Origin of the sequence: Curtobacterium sp. MCPF17_002, from assembly GCF_003234115.2 — a bacterium.
Lineage (GTDB): Bacteria > Actinomycetota > Actinomycetes > Actinomycetales > Microbacteriaceae > Curtobacterium.
On the sequence record NZ_CP126251.1, the window covers coordinates 3,431,229 to 3,452,014 of the forward strand.

General features: G+C 70.3%; 20 protein-coding genes and 1 tRNA gene. 9 read left to right on the top strand and 12 right to left on the bottom strand.

The annotated features are described in order from the left end of the window. Window positions 1-37: 37 nt before the first annotated feature. From DEJ28_RS15995 to DEJ28_RS16005, 3 genes are all read left to right on the top strand, one after another. Window positions 38-733, top strand: coding sequence for a response regulator transcription factor (locus tag DEJ28_RS15995; RefSeq protein ID WP_017888045.1), 696 nt, complete (start codon window positions 38-40; stop codon window positions 731-733). A gap of 81 nt (window positions 734-814) precedes the next feature. Continuing rightward, on the top strand, window positions 815-2,527 hold the full coding sequence (locus DEJ28_RS16000) for a sensor histidine kinase (protein ID WP_111115305.1): 1,713 nt from the start codon (window positions 815-817) through the stop codon (window positions 2,525-2,527). A gap of 236 nt (window positions 2,528-2,763) precedes the next feature. Beyond that, window positions 2,764-3,690, top strand: coding sequence for an endonuclease domain-containing protein (locus DEJ28_RS16005; RefSeq protein ID WP_111115306.1), 927 nt, complete (start codon window positions 2,764-2,766; stop codon window positions 3,688-3,690). Window positions 3,691-3,937: 247 nt separating this feature from the next. Here the strand turns inward: DEJ28_RS16005 and groL are convergent, their stop codons facing one another. The 6 genes from groL to DEJ28_RS16035 form a co-directional block, all read right to left on the bottom strand. After that, window positions 3,938-5,560 (bottom strand): chaperonin GroEL, encoded by a 1,623-nt coding sequence (groL, locus tag DEJ28_RS16010; RefSeq protein ID WP_111115307.1) that lies wholly within the window; start codon window positions 5,558-5,560, stop codon window positions 3,938-3,940. A 300-nt stretch (window positions 5,561-5,860) separates the two neighbouring features. After that, on the bottom strand, window positions 5,861-6,064 hold the full coding sequence (locus DEJ28_RS16015) for a cold-shock protein (RefSeq protein ID WP_066656547.1): 204 nt from the start codon (window positions 6,062-6,064) through the stop codon (window positions 5,861-5,863). Between the two features lie 181 nt (window positions 6,065-6,245). Further along, a complete protein-coding gene (locus DEJ28_RS16020; RefSeq protein ID WP_111115308.1) occupies window positions 6,246-6,830 on the bottom strand; it encodes a LytR C-terminal domain-containing protein in 585 nt (194 codons plus the stop codon). After that, the gene (locus DEJ28_RS16025; protein WP_258368022.1) at window positions 6,827-7,156 is read right to left on the bottom strand and encodes a DUF3263 domain-containing protein; all 330 of its coding nucleotides are present in this window, start codon (window positions 7,154-7,156) and stop codon (window positions 6,827-6,829) included. The genes DEJ28_RS16020 and DEJ28_RS16025 overlap by 4 nt, the downstream gene beginning before the upstream one ends. A 96-nt stretch (window positions 7,157-7,252) precedes the next feature. After that, window positions 7,253-8,248, bottom strand: a complete 996-nt coding sequence (locus tag DEJ28_RS16030; RefSeq protein WP_111115310.1) for a DUF2332 family protein — start codon at window positions 8,246-8,248, stop codon at window positions 7,253-7,255. Continuing rightward, window positions 8,248-8,736, bottom strand: a complete 489-nt coding sequence (locus tag DEJ28_RS16035; RefSeq protein WP_111115311.1) for a GNAT family N-acetyltransferase — start codon at window positions 8,734-8,736, stop codon at window positions 8,248-8,250. Before DEJ28_RS16035 ends, DEJ28_RS16030 begins: the two co-directional genes overlap by 1 nt. Window positions 8,737-8,803: 67 nt before the next feature. Here DEJ28_RS16035 and msrB point away from each other — a divergent pair, with 67 nt between their 5' ends. Together msrB and DEJ28_RS16045 are read left to right on the top strand one after the other, a co-directional pair. After that, window positions 8,804-9,238, top strand: coding sequence for a peptide-methionine (R)-S-oxide reductase MsrB (gene msrB / locus DEJ28_RS16040; RefSeq protein WP_111115312.1), 435 nt, complete (start codon window positions 8,804-8,806; stop codon window positions 9,236-9,238). Between the two features lie 36 nt (window positions 9,239-9,274). Continuing rightward, window positions 9,275-9,347: transfer RNA gene (locus tag DEJ28_RS16045), tRNA-Thr, on the top strand. Window positions 9,348-9,536: 189 nt separating this feature from the next. On the opposite strand, the gene DEJ28_RS16050 is transcribed toward DEJ28_RS16045, so the two are convergent. Next, a complete protein-coding gene (locus DEJ28_RS16050; RefSeq protein ID WP_111115313.1) occupies window positions 9,537-10,568 on the bottom strand; it encodes an aldo/keto reductase in 1,032 nt (343 codons plus the stop codon). Between the two features lie 53 nt (window positions 10,569-10,621). After that, complete coding sequence (locus tag DEJ28_RS16055) at window positions 10,622-11,494, bottom strand: alpha/beta fold hydrolase (RefSeq protein WP_258368023.1); 873 nt, start codon at window positions 11,492-11,494, stop codon at window positions 10,622-10,624. 34 nt (window positions 11,495-11,528) lie between these two features. Between DEJ28_RS16055 and DEJ28_RS16060 the strand changes: the two genes are divergently transcribed. Next, the gene (locus DEJ28_RS16060) at window positions 11,529-12,296 is read left to right on the top strand and encodes an NAD(P)H-hydrate epimerase (protein WP_111115314.1); all 768 of its coding nucleotides are present in this window, start codon (window positions 11,529-11,531) and stop codon (window positions 12,294-12,296) included. A gap of 24 nt (window positions 12,297-12,320) precedes the next feature. On the opposite strand, the gene DEJ28_RS16065 is transcribed toward DEJ28_RS16060, so the two are convergent. Beyond that, window positions 12,321-13,262 carry a 2-deoxy-5-keto-D-gluconate 6-phosphate aldolase domain-containing protein gene (locus DEJ28_RS16065; RefSeq protein ID WP_111115315.1) on the bottom strand — a complete coding sequence of 314 codons (942 nt, stop codon included), beginning with the start codon at window positions 13,260-13,262 and terminating at the stop codon, window positions 12,321-12,323. Window positions 13,263-13,322: 60 nt separating this feature from the next. Between DEJ28_RS16065 and ypfJ the strand changes: the two genes are divergently transcribed. Continuing rightward, window positions 13,323-14,216, top strand: coding sequence for a KPN_02809 family neutral zinc metallopeptidase (ypfJ, locus tag DEJ28_RS16070; protein WP_111115316.1), 894 nt, complete (start codon window positions 13,323-13,325; stop codon window positions 14,214-14,216). A 257-nt stretch (window positions 14,217-14,473) separates the two neighbouring features. Here the strand turns inward: ypfJ and DEJ28_RS16075 are convergent, their stop codons facing one another. Next, window positions 14,474-15,421 carry a DsbA family protein gene (locus DEJ28_RS16075; RefSeq protein ID WP_181433683.1) on the bottom strand — a complete coding sequence of 316 codons (948 nt, stop codon included), beginning with the start codon at window positions 15,419-15,421 and terminating at the stop codon, window positions 14,474-14,476. 263 nt (window positions 15,422-15,684) lie between these two features. Here DEJ28_RS16075 and DEJ28_RS16080 point away from each other — a divergent pair, with 263 nt between their 5' ends. Beyond that, window positions 15,685-16,785, top strand: a complete 1,101-nt coding sequence (locus DEJ28_RS16080) for an ABC transporter ATP-binding protein (RefSeq protein WP_111115317.1) — start codon at window positions 15,685-15,687, stop codon at window positions 16,783-16,785. 88 nt (window positions 16,786-16,873) lie between these two features. Further along, the gene (locus DEJ28_RS16085) at window positions 16,874-18,181 is read left to right on the top strand and encodes a DUF4032 domain-containing protein (protein ID WP_111115318.1); all 1,308 of its coding nucleotides are present in this window, start codon (window positions 16,874-16,876) and stop codon (window positions 18,179-18,181) included. A 156-nt stretch (window positions 18,182-18,337) separates the two neighbouring features. Here the strand turns inward: DEJ28_RS16085 and rlmB are convergent, their stop codons facing one another. Continuing rightward, entirely contained in the window at window positions 18,338-19,348 is a 1,011-nt protein-coding gene (gene rlmB, locus DEJ28_RS16090; protein ID WP_111115319.1) for a 23S rRNA (guanosine(2251)-2'-O)-methyltransferase RlmB, read from the bottom strand. 28 nt (window positions 19,349-19,376) lie between these two features. Continuing rightward, on the bottom strand, window positions 19,377-20,786 hold the full coding sequence (gene cysS, locus DEJ28_RS16095; RefSeq protein ID WP_111115320.1) for a cysteine--tRNA ligase: 1,410 nt from the start codon (window positions 20,784-20,786) through the stop codon (window positions 19,377-19,379).

The following is a 20,786-nucleotide window of genomic DNA, read 5'->3' on the forward strand; positions in this document are numbered from 1 at the left end:
TCAGGAAACCATTAGGGAACGGTCAGAAGATAGGACCATGAGCGATGGCCCCAAGATCCTGATCGTCGACGACGAGCCGAACATCCGCGACCTCCTGACGACCTCGTTGCGTTTCGCCGGCTTCGCCGTGCGCGCAGTGGGCAACGGTGCACAGGCGATCTCCGCGGTCCTGGAAGAAGAGCCGGACCTCATCATCCTCGACGTGATGCTCCCCGACATGAACGGCTTCGGTGTCACCAAGCGCCTCCGCTCCTCGGGCTACACCTCGCCGATCCTGTTCCTCACCGCGAAGGACGACACCGAGGACAAGATCACCGGCCTCACCGTCGGTGGCGACGACTACGTCACCAAGCCGTTCTCGCTCGACGAGATCGTCGCCCGCATCAAGGCCATCCTCCGTCGCACCATGAACGACGAAGAAGACGCGATCATCCGTGCCGGTGAGCTCACGATGGACCAGGACACGCACGAGGTCACGATCGGCGACGCGCAGATCGAGCTGTCCCCGACCGAGTTCAAGCTGCTCCGCTACCTCATGCTCAACCCGAACCGCGTGCTGTCGAAGGCGCAGATCCTCGACCACGTGTGGGAGTACGACTTCAACGGCGACGCGGGCATCGTCGAGTCCTACATCTCGTACCTCCGGCGCAAGCTCGACCAGTACTCGGCCGAGCCGATCATCCAGACCAAGCGCGGCTTCGGCTACATGCTCAAGGCGTCCAAGGCCTCCTGAGGTCGTCCGGGCCCCTCGGGGTCCGTCTTCACGGCGGTCGTCCGGTTTCACCGGGCGGCCGCTGTCTATCGTTGGGGATGCATGCACACGCGAATGAGCCGCTGGTGGGACGGGATCTCCCTGCGCACCAAGATCACCGGGATCACGGTCCTGCTGGTCGCGCTCGGCCTGCTCGTCGCCGGACTCGGCACCATGACGGTGCTGTCCACCTACCTCATGTCGCAGCTCGACAACAGCGTGAAGAACACGACCGAGCAGCTCGAGGGCCAGAACATCAGCGACGGTGAGCAGTACTGCAAGCTCTCCGTCGTCCTCTCGCAGAGCGCCTACGTCGCCGCGTACAACTCCGACAGCGACCGGATCTGCCAGACGAAGGCGTCCAGCCGACCGGACATCCGTCAGCTCGACTTCTCCGCCGCGGCGCAGAGCGGAGTGCGGTTCTCCCTGTACGACAGCCAGCACAACCACGAGTGGCGCGCGCAGGTCATCCCGGCGTCCCTGCAGGACCAGACCAGCGGCAGCACCGAGACCGGTTACGTGCTCGTCGCGGTGTCGAGCGCGGACACCGACCAGACGATCGCGCGCTTCACCGTCATCTTCCTCGGCTTCGGCATCTCGGTGATCCTGCTCGGTGCCATGCTCACCCGGCTCCTCGTCACCGCCACGTTCGACCCGTTGCGCGACGTCGAGGACACCGCTGCCCGCTTCGCCGCGGGTGACTTCAACCAGCGGCTCGAGGCGGACACCCCGAACACCGAGGTCGGTCGACTCAACCGGTCCCTCAACTCCATGCTCGAGCGGATCGACACCGCGTTCGAGGACCGGCAGCGCACCATCGACCAGATGCGCCGGTTCGTCGGTGACGCCTCGCACGAGCTCCGGACGCCGCTCGTGTCACTGCGCGGGTACGCCGAGCTGTACCGGATGGGCGCCCTCCGCAAGGAAGAAGACGTCGCCCAGGCGATGGAACGCATCGAGAAGGAAGCCCAGCGCATGGGGCTCCTCGTGCAGGACCTCCTGCAGCTCGCGCGCATCGACGAGTCGAAGCCGCTCGAGCTCGCCCCCGTGGACCTCGTCGCGATCGCCCGCGACGCCGCGCTCGACACCATGGCGTCGAACCCCGACCGTGAGATCCAGGTGCTCGTCGAGGACTCCGTGACCGGGGAGAGCGTCGCGCAGGCCGTCCGCCCGCCGTCGTCCGCGTCGTCGCTCTCCGACACCGGTGACGTCACACCGGTGTCCCCCACTTCGGCGAACACCACCGGACCGATCGCGTTCTCGCGCCAGACCATCGCGCGGCTCCGTGCCCGCCGGACCCGGGCGATGAGCGTCGACGCACTCGCCCCGACCGACGAGACCACGCCGCTGCCGACCGTCGTGCTGCCGCAGCGACCGCCGATCGTCCTCGCGGAGGAGAACAAGATCCGGCAGATCGTAACGAACCTCATGGGCAACGCGATGCGGTTCACGGAGCACGACGACCCGATCGAGATCGGCATCGGCGTGGACGAGGAGCGCGGCATGGCGCACCTCGACGTCATCGACCACGGCGAGGGCATCCCGCCGCAGCTCCGCGACAAGATCTTCCAGCGCTTCTGGCGTGCGGACACCTCGCGCGCCCGCGACACCGGCGGTTCGGGGCTCGGCCTCGCCATCGTGTCGGGCATCGTGCAGGCGCACAACGGCTCGGTGGAGGTCTTCGACACCGAGGGCGGCGGCGCCACCTTCCGCGTCTGGCTCCCCCTCCTGCCGCGCGACTACGCCGACCCGGCCCCCGCCACTCCCGCCGCCTGACGGGCGGACGCTCCGCGCCCCCGCGCTCCGCCGGTCTTGGCGCCGAGATCGCACTTCGTGCCGGATCCCGCGCGGACTCAGCCGCCGAAGTGCGATCTCACGCCGCTCGTCAGCGCGTACGAACGTCACGAAGTGCGATCTCACCGGTCCTCCACAGGGCCGAGCACGCGCCCAGTTGTCCACCGGCAGTCCCTTCGCAAGCCATCAGTGTCGGTGCGGGTCCGACCCTGGACCGCATGCCCCGACGACCACGACCGCTGCCGAGCAGGTTCACGAACACGCCGTTCCTCGTTCGAGACGCGCTGGACGCCGGTGTCCGGAAGGATCGTCTCCGCCGCGGTGACCTCATCACCCCGGCACGCGGCGTCCGGCTGCCGGCTGACTCCGACGAACTCCTCCACCGGGTGATCGCGATCGGTCTCCTGCTCCGCGGCGATCAGCACATCAGCCACGTCACCGCGGCGGCACTCTGGTCGTGTCCGCTTCCTCGCGCGCTCAGGCACACGGGCACCCCGATCCACGTCACGACCGTCGGAGCCGGACCGATCGAACGCCGTCGCGGGGTGGTCGGTCACCGCGTTGCGGTCGAACGCGCGGACGTGGCAACAGTGTTCGGGACGGCGGTGAGCACTCCGGCTGCGGCCTGGTACGAGTGCCGCACGATGCTCACCGTCCGCGACCTCGTGATCCTGGGCGACCACATGATCGGCATCGGACGGCTCACCAGTCGGGAGCACCTCGTGGCGACGATCCACGCCGGCGACCGCGCCGTGACACGGGCCCGAGCAGCGATCGAACGAATCCGTCTCGGCGCAGAATCACCGACCGAGACGAGTCTCCGGCTGCTGGTGGTCGACGCCGGCTTTCCCGATCCGGACCTGAACGTCGACGTGCACGCCGCGGACGGCCGGTTCATCGGCCGTGTCGACATGGCGTGGCCGGGACTCCGGATCGCGCTCGAGTACGACGGCGATCATCACCGAACTGATCGTGACGCCTTCCACCGTGATCGGAGCAGGGGCAACGACTTCACGTCCGAAGGCTGGGTGGTCATCCGTGCGACGTCCACGGACCTGGCTCGACCGGCCATGGTGTTCGAGCACCTTCGTCGAGCGTTTGAGCAGCGGCTCGGACGCTCGAACGGCTCGATCGGCGCCCCGTGAGATCGCACTTTCGCGGCCGTCGTCGGCGCCAATGCCCGCCGGAGTGCGATCTCACCGAATCGGATGCGGCACGAAGTGCGATCTCAGCGGAACCATGCACCGCGCACGCACCACGCAGCGCACCGCGCACGCACCACGCACGCACCGCGCACGCACCACGCAGCGGAGAACGCACGCACAACGCACGCACCGCGCACGCGGAAGGGCCCCGCACGCGCAGCGTGCGGGGCCCTTCCGGAACGTCGGACTAGAAGTCCATGCCACCCGTCGGGTCGCCGGCCGGCATGGCCTGCGCCTTCTCGGGCTTGTCGGCGACGACTGCCTCGGTCGTGAGGAACAGACCGGCGATCGACGCAGCGTTCTGCAGCGCCGAACGCGTGACCTTGGCGGGGTCGATGATGCCCGTGGCGATCAGGTCGACGTACTCGCCGGTCGCGGCGTTGAGGCCCCAACCGGACTCGAGCTCGCGGACCTTGGCGGCCACGACACCCGGCTCGAGACCGGCGTTCAGCGCGATCTGCTTGAGCGGGGCGTCGATGGCGACGCGGACGATGTTCGCACCGGTCGCCTCGTCACCCTCGAGCACGAGTGCGTCGAGCGCGACCTTGCCGGCCTGGATGAGGGCGACGCCACCACCGGCGACGATACCCTCTTCGACGGCTGCCTTCGCGTTGCGGACGGCGTCCTCGATGCGGTGCTTGCGCTCCTTGAGCTCGACCTCGGTCGCGGCACCCGCCTTGATGACGGCGACGCCACCGGCGAGCTTGGCGAGGCGCTCCTGGAGCTTCTCGCGGTCGTAGTCGGAGTCGGTCGCCTCGATCTCGGAGCGGATCTGACGGACGCGGCCGGCGATCTGCTCGGCGTCGCCGGCACCCTCGACGATCGTGGTCTCGTCCTTGGTGATGACGACCTTGCGGGCACGACCGAGGAGGTCGAGCGTCGCGTTCTCGAGCTTGAGGCCGACCTCTTCCGAGATGACCTGGCCGCCGGTGAGGATCGCGATGTCCTGCAGCATGGCCTTGCGACGGTCGCCGAAGCCCGGGGCCTTGACGGCGACGGACTTGAAGATGCCGCGGATCTTGTTCACGACGAGCGTGGCCAGGGCCTCACCGTCGACGTCCTCGGCGATGATCAGGAGCTGCTTGCCCGCCTGGATCACCTTGTCGACGACCGGCAGGAGGTCCTTGATGTTCGAGATCTTCGAGTTGACGATCAGGATGTAGGCATCCTCGAAGACGGCTTCCTGACGCTCGGGGTCGGTGACGAAGTACTGCGACAGGTAGCCCTTGTCGAAGCGCATGCCCTCGGTCAGCTCGAGCTCGGTGCCGAAGGTGTTCGACTCCTCGACGGTGACGACACCTTCCTTGCCGACCTTGTCGATGGCCTCGGCGATGAGCGCGCCGATGGTCGGGTCAGCGGCCGAGATCGACGCGGTGGCGGCGATCTGGTCCTTGGTCTCGATCTCCTTGGCGTCGGCGAGCAGCTGCTCGGAGACGGCGGCGACGGCCTTCTCGATGCCGCGCTTCAGGGAGATGGGGTCGGCACCGGCCGCGACGTTGCGCAGGCCTTCGCGGACGAGCGCCTGAGCGAGGACGGTCGCGGTGGTCGTACCGTCACCGGCGACGTCGTCGGTCTTCTTGGCGACCTCCTTGACGAGCTCCGCGCCGATCTTCTCGTACGGGTCGTCGAGCTCGATCTCCTTGGCGATGGAGACACCGTCGTTCGTGATCGTGGGGGCGCCCCACTTCTTCTCGAGGACGACGTTGCGGCCGCGCGGGCCGAGCGTCACCTTCACGGCGTCAGCCAGCTGGTTCAGGCCGCGCTCGAGGCCACGACGGGCCTCCTCGTTGAAAGCAATGATCTTAGCCATGTGAGTTCTTCGTCCCTCCCGGACGTCGTCATGGGGGTCGTACTGGCACTCGGCGTGAGCGAGTGCCAACGCCGATTCTGGCACTCGGAGGGTGCGAGTGCAACACAGACGGGAGGCGCGGGTCGAGTTCTCAGGACTTCGCCCGGAAGCGAGCACGAGCGACCGCACGAGCGACACCGACGCGACCGCACGAACGATCACCGACGCGACCGCACGAACCACGGGCACCCCGCACACGACGAACGCGCCGCCCCTGACGGGACGACGCGTTCGCGAGGTGGTGCTGCCGGTGCTCGCGACTCAGGCGGGGCGGACGGCCTCGGCCTGCGGGCCCTTCGACCCGGTGCCGACGTCGAACGTCACTGCTTGACCCTCCTCGAGGACCTTGTACCCCGACATGTCGATTGCCGAGTAGTGCACGAACACGTCCTGGCCCCCTCCATCGACGGTGATGAAGCCGAAGCCCTTCTCGGCGTTGAACCACTTCACGGTTCCGTTGGCCATGATCTCTTGCTCCCTGCGATGGTGCTGTTCCGGACGGCGCTGTCGCCGTCTTGGCACGACTCTTACCGAACAATGCCGAGGGGGCAAGGGGTGTGACGTTCTTTCACGTCGATTCCGTCAGAAATCAACGTGCCGGAAACACGGCCGTCACAAATGCGGGCGGAACCGGTAGGGGAATGCGTCAGCCGGTGTAGTCCGCGCCGAGCACGACGCTGATGTCGGCGTTCGGGAACGCCGCCGACTGCTGCACCGCGGTGACCCCGAGGGACTTCGCGATCCCCCGTGCGACCGCCGCCTGGGACGCCTGCTGGTAGTAGACGATCGTCGCGGTCGCGCCGGTGGTCCCGGCGTCGCCCGTCGAGGTGACCTTCCACCCGGCGGACGTCAGCGCGGCGCTGCCCTTCGCCGCGAGCCCGGTCGTCGTGGTGCCGTTCAGGACGACGAGCGTGGTGGACCCCTGGTCCGCCGGGGTCCCCGCCGCGGGCGCCTGCGACGCGGGGGGCGAGGGCGATGCCGAGGCGGAGGAACCGGACGACGCCGAGGCCGACGCCGACGAGGATGCGGACGGTGTCGAGCCGGTGAACGAGTAGCTGCCGTTCAGCAGTGCGAGGACGAGCACCCCGAGCCCCACGAGCACGCCGGTGGCGAGGGCCGCCCAGGCGAACGCGATCCAGCCGCGCCCGCGCCGCTGGGCGCCGCGGTGCGCGCCGACCCGAGGGCCGTCGGCGACGTCGTCGAACCGGTCACGGGGGTGTCTCGTGGTCATCGTTCCTCTTCACGTCCTTCGGGAGCTGCACCGGGCGCGACGAAGCTGCGCGCCGCCCGGGCACTGGTGCGCGCGTGCCGGAGCCGCTGCAGCCGGGCGACCAGCTGCGGGTCGTACGCGAGCGCCGCGGGCGAGTCGATCACACGGTTCAGCACCTGGTAGTACCGAGCCGGCGACATCTCGAACTCGACCCGGATCTCCGCTTCCTTGGTGCGGTCGTGCCGCATGCGGTCCTGCCGCGCCCGCTCGTGCTCGAAGGCGAGCACGTGCACGGCGAGCTCGCTGAGCTGGTCAGCACTGCGCTCGTCTGCGGGGGTGGCGGTCACTGCGGTTCCGATCACGGTCGGGTAACGGGTCTCGCACATCGTAGGGGTGGAGTCGATCCCGACCCTGGCACGCCGCTGGACTGTCGCGAAGACCGATCACAGGTTCGGGTCGCGCAGCCACCGCACGCGGACGCCGAACGGGTCGGAGACGGCCATCGCGACCCCGTCGAGCGAGGCCGTCGCGAAGGCGTCCGGGTCGCCGGGGTCGACGCCCTCGGGCAGGGTCGCCGCCACGCCGGTGAGGATGCCGGTCCGTTCGAGGGCGATCCAGTGCACGCCGCGGTCGCGGACGCGGTCCACGAACCGCTGGCGTTCGGCGCCGGGCACGTAGACGAGGGTCCCGGTGGTGAGGACCACCGGTTCGCAGCCGTCCGGCAGGGCGTCGAGAGCGCGGTCCAGGTCACCGGGCAACGTGCCGACGATCCGGACTGGAGGCACGGCGAGCGTCGCGCGCGCCGCCTCGCGCATCAGGGCGGTCCGGTCCGTCGCCTCGGGCGGGACGGCCTCGACCAGCCGGTCGAACGCGTGCGGTTCCGCCAGGTCGATCGGGTTCGGGTCGAGGGCGACGCGCGCCGCGATCGCGATCGGGGCGGTCGCGGCGGCGATCGGCACGCCGGACACGGCGGTGGTGAGGTGGAGCGACGGCGCCACCGGTGCGGTGTGCACGCGGACCACACCGTGCTCGGTGCGGTGGTCGAGCGTGACGCGATCGGGGATCGAGCAGAGCCCCGCCGCGGCACCCGCGTCGACGAGGCCGAGCGGCCGGCCCACCCGCGCGGCGAGCGCGGCGAACAGCGGGACGACGGGACCGAGCCGCCGCGGGTCGTTGGCCTGCACCGTGGCGGAGGTGAGGGCCGCGACCAGGGCGGGCCGCGCCTCCAGGCCGACCGTGCGGAGCGCACCGGGGTCCGACGGGTCCGCACCCAACCGTCGCGCGACGGCGAAGAGGAGTTCCGGCTGCCGCTTCGGCTCCGGGACCTCGTCGAGGAGCGCGACCAGGTCGTCGTCGAGCGACCGCGCCCAGGCCGCGTAGGCGGGCGAGACGGACGCGATCCGGTCCGCGTACGCCGCGTACCGCGAGCGCGTGTCCATCAGCGGTGCTCGCGGGCCGTGCCGACCCGGTGCATCCCCACGTGCCGGATGCCGGCTTCGTCGTACGGTTCCCCGAACCGGACGAACCCGTGCCGTTCGTAGAGGCCGGCCACGTACTCCTGGGCGTGCAGGACGAACGGTTCGTGCCCGTGCGCCTCGAGCACGGCGGCGACCAGGCACCCGGCGATGCCGTTCCCCCGGTGCTCCGGGTGGGTGGCGACGCGGCCGATCACCCAGGCGGGCGGTGTCGCCCCTGCCGGGTGTTCCTCGTCCGCACCGGGGCGGATCAGCCGGAGGTACCCAACCGCTTCGGTGTCGGTGCCGAACCACCAGTGCTCGGTGTCCGGTTCGCGGTCACGGCCGTCGAAGTCCTCGGCCTGGACGCGCTGCTCGAGCGCGAACACGCGGTTCCGCAGGACGACGATGCCGTACAGTTCGTCCGTCGTCAGACGATCCCAACGAGCACGGTGCACGGAATGTTCGGACATCGTGGCGAGTTTAGTGGAGTGGTCGGGAATGCCCCGTGAAGAGCCCGGCCGGAAGCAGGAGGAAACAATGGCATACAACGTCGACAAGTCCGACGCCCAGTGGCGCGAGGACCTCTCCCCGGACCAGTACGCCGTCCTCCGTCAGGCGGGAACCGAGCGCCCCTGGACCGGTGAACTCCTCGACGAGGAGCGCGCTGGCGTCTACACCTGTGCTGCGTGCGGCGCGGAGCTGTTCAAGAGCGGCACGAAGTTCGACTCCGGCTGCGGATGGCCGTCGTTCTACGAGTCGGTGGACCCCGACGCCGTTCAGCTCATCGAGGACACCTCGCTCGGCATGGCCCGCACCGAGGTCCGTTGCGCGAACTGCGGCTCGCACCTCGGGCACGTGTTCCCGGACGGGTTCGGAACGCCCACCGGCGACCGCTACTGCATGAACTCGATCTCGCTCAACTTCGCGGCGAAGGACGCCGCCGAGTCGACGAGCGCCGAGAAGAGCGCGTGAGCCCTGTGCCCGCTCGTCGGTAGGATGAGCGGGTCAGCCGGCATGGCGCAATTGGTAGCGCACCGTACTTGTAATACGGGGGTTGCGGGTTCAAGTCCCGCTGCCGGCCCGAGCATGCGGAAGCCCCGGGCGAGAACTCGCCCGGGGCTTCCGGCGCGTGGAACACGGATCAGGGGGCGTTCCGAGCGCTCGACGCGGTAACCAGCCGGTCGTGCAGTGATGGTGACACCTCACCGAGCACCGTGTCCAGACGGCTGCCCATCCTCGCGGAAAGCCGCAGATCGCGGACAGCCGGCTCTCAGCGGCCTCCGGCGATCTTCCGCTCCCGCTGGGCGACCCCGGCCGTCCCGTACGGGTAGTCGTCGACCCGCGGTGCGCTGACGTCGGTCAGCGTCTGCAGTTCGGACTCGTCGAGCACGAGGTCGGCGGCGCCGAGGTTGTCCTCGAGCTGCGACACCGTCCGGGCGCCGAGGATCACGCTGGTGACCGCGGGCCGTGCCAGGAGCCATGCGAGGGCGACCTGCGACCGGGACGCACCGTGCGCGTCGGCGATGGCGGAGACCGCGTCGAGGACGGCCCAGGTGCGCTCGTCGCCGTTCCGGGCCTCCCACGCCTCCATGCCGCGCTCCGGGTTCTCGCCGAGGCGGGTGCTGCCGGTCGGGGCCTCGTCGCGCTGGTACTTGCCGGTGAGCCAGCCGCCGGCGAGGGGCGACCACGGGAGCATGCCGATCCCGGCGTCGAGGCACGCGGGGACGATCTCGTGCTCGATGTCACGGACGAGCAGGTTGTACTGCGGCTGCAGCGTCACGGGCGGCGCGAAGTGGTGCGCCTTCGCCTCGTACACGGCCTTCGTGATCTGGTGGCCGAGGTAGTTCGAGAACCCGTACGAGCCGATCTTGCCCGCGGACACGGCGTCGTCGAGGAAGCGCAGGGTCTCCTCGATCGGGGTCAGGGCGTCCCACGCGTGCATCTGGTACAGGTCGATGTGGTCGACGCCGAGCCGCTCGAGCGAGGCGTCGAGGGCGACCCGGAGGTGCCGGCGCGACAGGCCGAGGTCGTTCGGGCCGTCGCCCTGGGGGAAGCGGCCCTTGGTGGCGAGGACGACCTGCGCCGCCTCGGTGGGGTGTGCTGCGAGCCAGCGGCCGATGATCCGCTCGGACTCGTTGCCGGAGTACACGTCCGCCGTGTCGACGAGGGTGCCGCCGGCCGCGACGAAGGCGTCGATGATCGTGTGGGAGGTGGGTTCGTCGGCTTCACTGCCGAACGTCATGGTGCCGAGGGTCAGCGTCGACACCGATGTCCCGCTGTTGCCGAGGAGTCTGTAGTCCATGGCCGGGACGGTACGCGCGGCGACCCCGGACAACGAGGACCTGCGAGTACCCCTCAGCGTCCACCGGACACGAGGGGCCCGCCGGACACGAGGGGCCCACCGGACACGAGGGGCCCGCCGGACGAGCCGGGCCCACCGGACACGAGGGGCCCGCCCAGGAACGCCAGCGCGGCCTCGCGGAACGCCCGCGACGTCGGCGCGTTGAAGTGGTTGCGCCCGGGGATCTCGAAGAACGACGCGTCGGGTGCCGCCGCCGCGAGCCGCACGGCGCTGTCCCGGATGCCGTCCTCGCTCCCCGCCGCCATCAGGATCGGCTGCGTCGGGGCGTTCGCGGGCGTCGGCTCGATGCTGTCCCGCATCCCCTCGACCATCGCCACGAGTGCCGCGAGGTCGTTCCCCTCGACGTTCCCCGCCATCGTCAGGTAGCCGTTCGTGACGCGGTCCTCGATCGGGGTGCCGTCGGCGAGGTACGCCTTCGCCTGGTCGACCCGCACGCGGCGCATCGGGTCGGCGTCCGGGATGCCGCCGAACACCGCGCGGCTGATCCGGTCCGGCAGCCGCTCGGCGGTGTGCCACCCGACGCGTGCGCCGAGCGAGTACCCGAGGTACGCGACGTCGTCGAGCAGGTACGTGTCGATGACGGTGGTGACGTCGGCGACCAGCAGGTCCATCGAGTAGTCACCGGGGTCGTGCGGCTTGGAGCTGGCACCGTGTCCGCGCTGGTCGAGCGCGACGACGCGGTACCCGGCACGGACGAGGTCGCGGGTCCAGCCGGAGGCGTGCCAGTTGAGGACCGCACCGGAGGCGAACCCGTGCACGGCGACGACGGCCGGCGCCTCGGGGTCGCCGAAGTCGTAGGTGGCGATCCGCAGGCCGTCCGGGGACATCACGGCGCGTGGTCGGGGCGCTTCGGGGACGAGTGACATGACCTCTCAAGGGTATCCGGGCACTGTGGTCGCCATGGACGGCTACGGCGGCGATCAGATCCGGGCGGCGGAGCGGCCGCACCTCGACTCGGGTGAACCCCTCATGCAGCGCGCGGCCGACGGGTTGGCCGCGATCGTCGGTGCGCTGCTGGACGACCCGGCCGTGCGGCCCGGCGACGGGCCGGGATCGGTCCTCCTGTTGGTGGGCAGCGGCGACAACGGTGGTGACGCCCTGTTCGCAGGTGCTCGCCTCGCGGCGGCCGGGAGGCGCGTGGCGGTCCTCCGTGTCGGCTCACGTGTCCACGAGGCGGGCCTGGCAGCGGCGCTGGACGCCGGTGCGCGCCTCCTGGACGGCCCGTCCGACGCCTCGGGACCCGATGCCGGCGGAGCAGCGGACATCCTCCGGGCCGCGGGGCGGAGTGATGCCGACCGCCTGGCGTCGGTCGCGACCGAAGCCGCGCTCGAGGCGGACCTCGTGCTCGACGGGATCCTCGGGATCGGCGTGCACGGGGCGTCGGCGCTCCGCTCCCCCGCGCGCGAGGTCGTCGACGCGATCCGCGAGCTCGCCCGTGACCAGCGCGCACCGTTCGTCGTCGCCGTGGACGTGCCGAGCGGCATCGACGTGGACACCGGCGGGATCGTCGACGACCACGTGCTGCACGCCGACGTCACCGTGACGTTCGGCGGCGTCAAGGCCGGCCTGCTGACCGGACCTGGCGCCACGCTCGCGGGACGGATCGAGTTCGTCGACGTCGGGATCGGCGCGGACCTGGCGGCGGTGGAGCCGCTCATCCGCACCTGAGCCCGGCAGGGGCCCCGGCAGGGGTCAGACCACGCCGGCGTCCACCCCGTGCTCGACGCCGCCACGCGTCTCGAGCCAGGTGTCGACGTAGTGCCGGTAGTTCGCGGCGATGAGCTGTTCGGCCGCCTCGGTGTCGAGGTGCTCGCGCACGACGTCCTCGAGCGGTTCCTCCCAGTTGCTCCGGCCGATCGCGAACCCGACGAAGCCGTCGACGGAGGCCGCGGTGCGCAGCCAGTGGTCGAGCTGCTCCTGGGGAGCGTCCCGGCCGAGGACGATGCACTGCACCGCGTCCCGACCCCCACGTCGCGCCGTGGCGACGACGCGCTCGGCGTCCGCCCGCTCGTCGAGGCCCTCGAGCTTCCACACGTCGGCCTCGACCCCGTGGTCCTGCAGGTACTCGAGCACCTGCACGACGAGGTCGGGTCGGAGGTCCCGGTCGTAGTCCTCGACCGATGCCCGCTGCTCGTCGGTGCCGGGCACGAGCAGCTCGACGAGGAACGGCCGGCCGGCGTCGTGCAGGGCGCTCGCCACCGCTGCGAGGTCAGCGGCCTGCTGTTCCCGGCGCGCCGGGTCGGAGTCGGGGTTGTCGCGCACGAGCACCTTCACCCAGTCGGGGTCGAACGCGTCCACGTGCGCCATCCACTGGTCGCCGTACTCGAGCTCGAACCACTCCCGACCCGAGCGCTCCACGGGCATCGCGAGCTGCAGCCCGGCTTCCTTGGCGAGCCGTGCGACGTCGGCGCCGTACCGCTCGTCGACGAGGACGCCGGTGCGGTCGCGGGAGGCGCCGGCGGCGAGCGCGGTGAGGACGCCGCGGTAGACGAGCTGCTTGCCGGCGCGGACGCGTTCGGCTTCCTGCTCGTCGATCGGCTCGCCGCCTGGCTCGTCGTAGGTGTGCTCGAGGAGCGACGACCGCTGGTCCATCGCGAGCAGGAACAGGGGGTGTGCTTCGTCGAGGTTCGCCATGTCCCCGTGTCTACTCGCGGCTCCGTGCACGACCCCCTGCTGATCCGTACATTCGGGGGCATGACGTTCAACGACGACTCGGAGCTCAAGGGCGGGAAGGTCACCCGGCGCGGTCGGGGTGCGGCCATCGGCGGTGGCGCGGTCGGTGTCGGCGCCATCCTGGTGTTCCTCATCGCCCAGTTCACCGGCGTGGACCTCAGCGGGATCGTCGGTGGGGACGGCGGGACGACGCAGATCCAGCAGGAGGGCGACACCGTCGAGGCCGCGAGCGAGTGCCGCACCGGACGCGACGCGAACCTCGAGGTCGAGTGCCGGATGGAGGGGGCCGCAGAGTCGCTCGACGGCTACTGGACCGCGGAGTCGCGGCAGCTCGGCATCTCGTACACGACCCCGGGGTTCGTCCTCTTCACCGGGTCGACCGACACCGGGTGCGGGCAGGCCTCGGCCTCGACGGGGCCGTTCTACTGCCCGCCGGACCGTTCGATCTTCCTCGACACCGCGTTCTACGACGACCTGCAGTCCCGCTACGGCTCCTCCGGCGGTCCCCTCGCGCAGATGTACGTCGTCGCGCACGAGTGGGGGCACCACGTCCAGCAGCTCCAGGGCGCCTTCGCCTCGACCGACCGTTCGGGCACCGGGGCCTCGTCGGGGAGTGTCCGCGTGGAGCTGCAGGCCGACTGCTACGCCGGCGCCTGGGTCGGTGACGCGGCGAACACGAAGGACGCGAACGGCGAGACGTTCTTCGAGCCGATCACCCGGTCGCAGATCGACGATGCGCTGTCCGCCGCGAGCGCCGTGGGCGACGACAGCATCCAGGAGCGCTCGAGCGGCCGCGTCGACCCGGACTCGTTCACGCACGGCTCGAGCGAGCAGCGCCAGAACTGGTTCCTGCGGGGCTACCAGCGCGGCGCGACGTCCTGCGACACCTTCAGCATCCCCGGCTCGTCGCTCTAGAAGCAGCCGTTCCGCTCGTAGGAAGCCGTTCCGCCCGTAGGAAGCCGTTCCGCGCGTAGGAAGCCGTTCCGCTCGTAGGAAGTCGTTCCGCGCATGGGGTGCAGGGAATTCCTGCCCCCTACGCGCGATTCCGCCTTCCATTGCGCGCACGATGGGCAGGAACGCACGCGACGCGACCAGGGGACGGACTGGAGGCGCGGTGCCAGCTGGCACCGCGCCTCCAGTCCGTCAGTCCGCCCGTCGGTGGGGCGCGTCCGTCAGCTGGACGGGGTCGCGCTCGGGGTGGAGGAGGCCGACGGGGTCGGTGTCGCGGTCGGCGTGGCCGACGGGGTCGGGGTCGGCGTGGGCTCCGTCGCACCGGCCGCCGTCACCACGAAGGTGCGGAAGTCGTCGTTCGTGATCGGGGACGTCAGCTCGTAGCGCTGGCCGTTCACGAGGACGAGCGGTACGCCCGGGAACTCCTCGAGCGTCGAGCCGGGGATCTCCCCACCGGTGACCGCACTGGTGCGCTCGTCGACCCACTTGCTGTAGGTCTGGTCCTGGATGCACTTCAGGATCGCCGAGCGTTGCTGCAGCCCGTCGACGCCGGTGACGACCTTCGTGAGCTGAGCGTCGGTGAGGCCCGCGGTGTTCTGCTCGGGCTGCTCCGCGAAGAGCGCCTGGTGGACGGCGAAGAACTGGTTCGGCGAACGGTCGGCGACGCACGCGGCGGCGTTCGCGGCGCGGAGCGAGTACTTCGTGCCCTGCGACCGGTTCGACAGCGTGGCGATCGGGTGGATGTCCACCGTCGCGGCTCCCGAGTCGACGAGGCTCTCGATGTAGTCGCCGTTCGCCTTCTCGAACTGGCCGCACGTGGGGCACAGGTAGTCGACGTACATCGTGATGCGCACCGCGCCGGAACCGTCGGTGGCACTCGGCGACGGGGACCCGGTCGTGCTGACGGCCTTGAGGTCCTGGCCGATGGTGATGCCGCCCTGCGAGGTGTTCGCCGGGCCGGGGCCGGCGGGCTGCACCGAGTCGACGAGCACGAGCGTGACGATCGTCGCCGCGGCGACCAGCACGACGCCGAGGCCGATCTGCAGGCCGAGGCGGACACCCCGCTGCCGACGCTTCTGCTGCGTCCGCGCACGCTGCGCCCGCTGCCTGGCGGCTTCTCGTCGCTCGTTCCGCGCGGCGCGGGCATCACCCTCGGGGCGGTTGGTCATCGAGTGGTCCTCCTGGTTCGGGGCGTCCGCCGGACCTCCCCCGAGCGGCGGACGGACCCGGCGATTGTAGTAGGGCGCTCTGGGAGCCAGCCAACCAGCCCTGGGAGTCACCCGACCAGGGGGGTCGGCACTGGCGCATCGCGGGGAACTCGTGTTGTATGAACACCGATGGTCGACGACGACCATCCGGGGCCCCCACGGGCACACCGCTTCACTCGGATCGTCCGGCACGTACCTGCCGGTGAAGAAAGGACCGAACGCTCATGGCGTCCGTCACCTATGACAAGGCAACCCGTCTCTACCCCGGAGGCAACCGTCCCGCGGTCGACTCCCTCGACCTGGACGTCGCCGATGGCGAGTTCCTCGTCCTCGTCGGCCCGTCGGGCTGTGGCAAGTCCACCTCGCTCCGCATGCTGGCCGGCCTCGAAGAGGTCAACTCCGGCGCGATCCGCATCGGCGACCGCGACGTCACCGACGTCCCGCCGAAGGACCGCGACATCGCGATGGTGTTCCAGAACTACGCGCTGTACCCGCACATGACGGTCGCCGAGAACATGGGCTTCGCGCTCAAGATCGCCGGCATCGGCAAGGACGAGCGCGCCACCCGCGTGCAGGAAGCCGCGAAGCTCCTCGACCTCGAGGACTACCTCGGCCGCAAGCCGAAGGCCCTCTCCGGTGGTCAGCGTCAGCGCGTCGCGATGGGCCGTGCGATCGTCCGCCAGCCGCAGGTGTTCCTCATGGACGAGCCGCTGTCGAACCTCGACGCCAAGCTCCGCGTGCAGACCCGCACCCAGATCGCCTCGCTGCAGCGTCGTCTCGGCGTCACCACGGTCTACGTCACGCACGACCAGACCGAGGCGCTGACCATGGGCGACCGCATCGCGGTGCTCAAGGACGGCATCCTGCAGCAGGTCGGCACGCCGCGCGACCTGTACGAGAAGCCGAACAACGTCTTCGTCGCCGGCTTCATCGGTTCGCCGGCCATGAACCTGCTCCCGGCCGACGTGGTCGAGGGCGGCATCAAGTTCGGCACGCTCAACCACGCGATCGACCGCGACACGCTCTCCAACGCGCGTTCGGCCCAGATCACCGTCGGAATCCGCCCCGAGGACGTCCAGGTGTCGTCCTCCGGCGACGGCCTGCCGGTCACGGTCGACGTCGTCGAGGAGCTCGGCGCCGACGGCTACCTCTACGGTCACGCTGACGTGAACGGCGCTCGCGTCGACATCGTCGCTCGTGTCGACGGCCGCTCGCACCCCTCGATCGGCGACACCATCGTCGTGACGCCGAAGTCGGGCCACGTGCACGCCTTCGACACCGAGTCGGGCGAGCGCCTCGACGACAAGGCCGTCGTCAGCGCGTAACGCTGGAAGGTCACAAACAGGAGGCGCGGTGCCAGCGGGCACCGCGCCTCCCGTCCGTTCTCACTTCCGTTCACAGAGGAACCACACCGTGTCCGACTCGTTGTCCATCACCGCAGCCACCGTCGACCCCGGGCTCCTCGACCTGCCGTGGGACCTGCCGCTCGCCGACTGGCCGGACGACACCATCGTCGCGCTGCCCAAGGGCATCTCGCGCCACCTGGTCCGGTTCGTGCACCTCAGCGGGTACGTCGCCGCCGTGAAGGAGACCGGCGAAGAGGTCGCCCGCTCCGAGTACGAGATGCTCCGCACACTGCAGCGGATGGACGTGCCGTGCGTCGACCCGGTCGCCGTCATCACCAACCGGATGAGCGCCGACGGCGAGCCGCTGCACCCCGTCCTCGTGACGCGGCACCTCCGCTTCTCACTGCCGTACCGGGCCCTGTACTCGCAGACCCTGCGTCCGGACACCGCCACGCGACTCGTCGACGCCCTCGCGCTGCTGCTCGTCCGCCTGCACGTCATCGGCTTCTACTGGGGTGACGTCTCGCTGTCGAACACCCTGTTCCGTCGTGACGCCGGGGCCTTCGCCGCGTACCTCGTCGACGCCGAGACCGGCAAGCTCTACCCCGGTGGACTCTCGAACGGGCAGCGCGAGAACGACCTCGAGGTGGCACGGGTGAACATCGCCGGCGAGCTCCTCGACCTCGAAGCCGGCGGCCGCCTCGACGAGAACGCCGACGCGGTCGACGTCTCGAACCGGATCGTCGCGCAGTACCGGATCCTCTGGAAGGAGCTCACCGGCACCGAGCAGTTCGACATCAAGGAGCGCTGGCGCATCAATGACCGGGTCGAGCGGCTCAACGCGCTCGGGTTCGACATCGAGGAACTGTCGATCCACACCACCGAAGGCGGTTCGCAGGTGCGGATCCAGCCCAAGGTCGTGGACGCCGGCCACCACCAGCGTCGGCTGCTGCGCCTCACCGGTCTCGACGCCGGCGAGAACCAGGCACGACGACTGCTCAACGACCTCGACGCGTACCGGGCGCGGAACGGCCGAGACCTCCTCGACGAGGAGATGGTCGCGCACGAGTGGGTGTCGAAGGTGTTCGAGCCGGTCATCCGCTCGATCCCGCGCGACCTGCGGGGACGGCTCGAGCCGGCGGAGGTCTTCCACGAGCTCCTCGAACACCGCTGGTTCATGTCCCAGCAAGAGGAACGCTCGGTGTCGCTGCCCGAGGCCACGACCGCCTACATCAACGACGTGCTGCGCCACCGCCGTGACGAGCGGCTGCTCATCAACCCGCCGACGTCGTCGATGACGCTGCCGATCCCGGTCGTCGAGGACGGCGTCCCGGCTTCGCCCGACGACGTCGAGGACTGGCGCGCGAGCGTCTGACGCGCGCGCGCGCGGTGCCCGCGCCCGCGCTTCGTGAGCCCGCGCTTCGTGAGCCCGCGCTTCGTGAGCAGAAATGGTCGCCTTCCCGAGCGGGAGGCGACCATTTCTGCTCACGAAGTGCGAAGCACGTGACGCACGCGGGGCGTGCGGGTCGGTCTACGACGCGCGACGGCGCCGAGCGACCTCCCACAGGGTGACGCTCGCGGCGATGCCCGCGTTGAGGGACTCGGTCGCGCTCGAGATCGGGATCGACACGATCGCGTCGCAGGTCTCGGTGACGAGGCGCGACAGGCCCTTGCCCTCCGAGCCGACGACGATCACGATCGGACGGTCGGCGAGCTCGAGCCCGTCGAGCTCCACGTCGCCGTCGCCGTCGAGGCCCAGCACGAAGAGGCCCATCGACTTGAGGGACTTCAGCGTCTGCGTGAGGTTCGGTGCCATCGCGACGGGAGTACGCGCGGCCGCACCGGCAGAGGTCTTCCACGCGGACGCGGTCACGCCGACCGAGCGGCGCTGGGGCACGATGACCCCGTGGCCGCCGAAGGCCGCGGTGGAGCGGATGATCGCGCCGAGGTTCCGGGGGTCCGTGATGCCGTCGAGCGCGACCACGAGCGGGACCTCGTCCTTCGCGAACGCCTGCTCGACGATGTCCTCGGCCACCGCGTACTGGTACGCCGGCACCTTGAGTGCGACGCCCTGGTGCACGCTGTCGTGCCCGGTGATGCGGTCGAGCTCGGGACGCATGAGTTCGATGATCGGCACGCCGCGGTGGTTGGCGAGCGCCAGGATCTCCTTGACGCGGTCGTCCACCTCGATGCGCGACGCGATGTACAGCGTCGACGACGGGGTCTTCGTGCGGAGCGCCTCGAGCACCGAGTTGCGTCCGGTCACGAGCTCGGAGTCGTCGGTCTTGCGTGTCGGCGGACGGCCGGTCCGCTGCCCCTGCGAGCTCGACGCACCGTGACGACCGCGGGCCGCCTCGAAGCGGTCCTTCGCGGCCTTGCGCTTGCCGGCCGGGTGGTACGGGCGGTCCTCGGCCTTGGGCGTGGGCTTCCGCCCTTCGAGCGCCTGCGCGCCCTGGCCGCCGGAACCGACCTGCTTGTTGCCCTTGCGGCCGGAGCGGACGGCGCCGGGCCGACCCTTCTTGCTCCCCGAGACGTTCTTCATTGCTCTCTCCTGTCCGGCACTGCCGTTGTCAGGCGATGCTCCAGCGTGTACCCGCTGCGGTGTCTTCGATGGTGATGCCCGCGGATGCGAGATCGTCCCGCACACGGTCCGCCGCGGCGAAGTCTCGTGCTGCCCTGGCGTCGGCGCGCTCCTGCACGAGGCGTTCGACGAGGGCTGCGAGTGGTGCGGCCGATGCGTCGTGGCCACCGCCAGACCAGTGGGCGGCTCGCGGGTCGATGCCGAGCACCTCGACCATCGCGGCCACCTGATGGTACGCGGTCCCGAGCGTTTCCGCATCGTCTGCGTCGAGCGCGGCGTTCCCGGCACGCACGGTGTCGTGCAGCACGGCGAGGGCCTGGGGCACCGAGAGGTCGTCGTCCATGGCGTCGGCGAAGGCCTCGGGCACCCCGGGGGCATCGGCGAGGTGGACCCCTTCGAGCCGGGTCGCGGCTCGTGACAGGAAGCCGTCGATGCGGTCCAGCGCTGCCTCGGCCTCGGCGAGGGAGCCGTCGTGGTGGTCGATCGTGGAGCGGTAGTGCGCGGCGCCGAGCGCGTAACGCACGACGATCGGACGCGCCGACCCGAGCATGTCCGCGGCGAAGACGGAGTTGCCGAGTGACTTCGACATCTTCTGCCCCTCGACCGTGACGAGCCCGTTGTGCAGCCAGTACGACGCGAAGGGGTCACCAGCGGCGGTCGACTGCGCGAGCTCGTTCTCGTGGTGCGGGAACCGGAGGTCGAGTCCGCCGCCGTGGATGTCGAACGCCGGCCCGAGGTACCGGCGGGACATCGCGGAGCACTCGATGTGCCAGCCCGGACGACCGGGGCCCCAGGGCGAGTCCCAGTTCGCGGTCGACGGCTCGCCGGACTTCGCACCCTTCCAGAGCGCGAAGTCGCGGGGGTCGCGCTTGCCGCGGGGGTCGGCGTCGGCGGCCTCGACCATGTCCTCGCGACGCTGCCGGGTGAGCGCTCCGTAGGACGCCCAGCTGCCGGTGTCGAAGTAGACGTCGCCGGACCCGTCCGCCGCGGCGTAGGCGTGCCCGCGGTCGATGAGCCGGGCGATGATGTCGTGCATCTGCGGCACGCTCGCGGTCGCACGCGGCTCGTACGTCGGGGGCAGGATGCCGAGGGCGTTGTACCCGGCGGTGAACTCGAGCTCGACGCGGTACGCCCTGGCGAACCACTCCTCGTCGGTGCCCGCGGCGAGGTCGAGCACCTTGTCGTCGATGTCCGTGACGTTCCGCACCAGGGTCACGCGCAGCCCGCGGTGGGTCAGCCAGCGGCGCCAGATGTCGTAGACCAGCGCCGAACGGAGGTGTCCGATGTGCGGCGACGACTGCACGGTCGGACCGCAGACGTACATGCTCACGTGTCCGTCGACCAGCGGGACGAGGTCGACGACGGCTGCGGCGCGGGAGTCGTAGAGGCGAACGGTCAC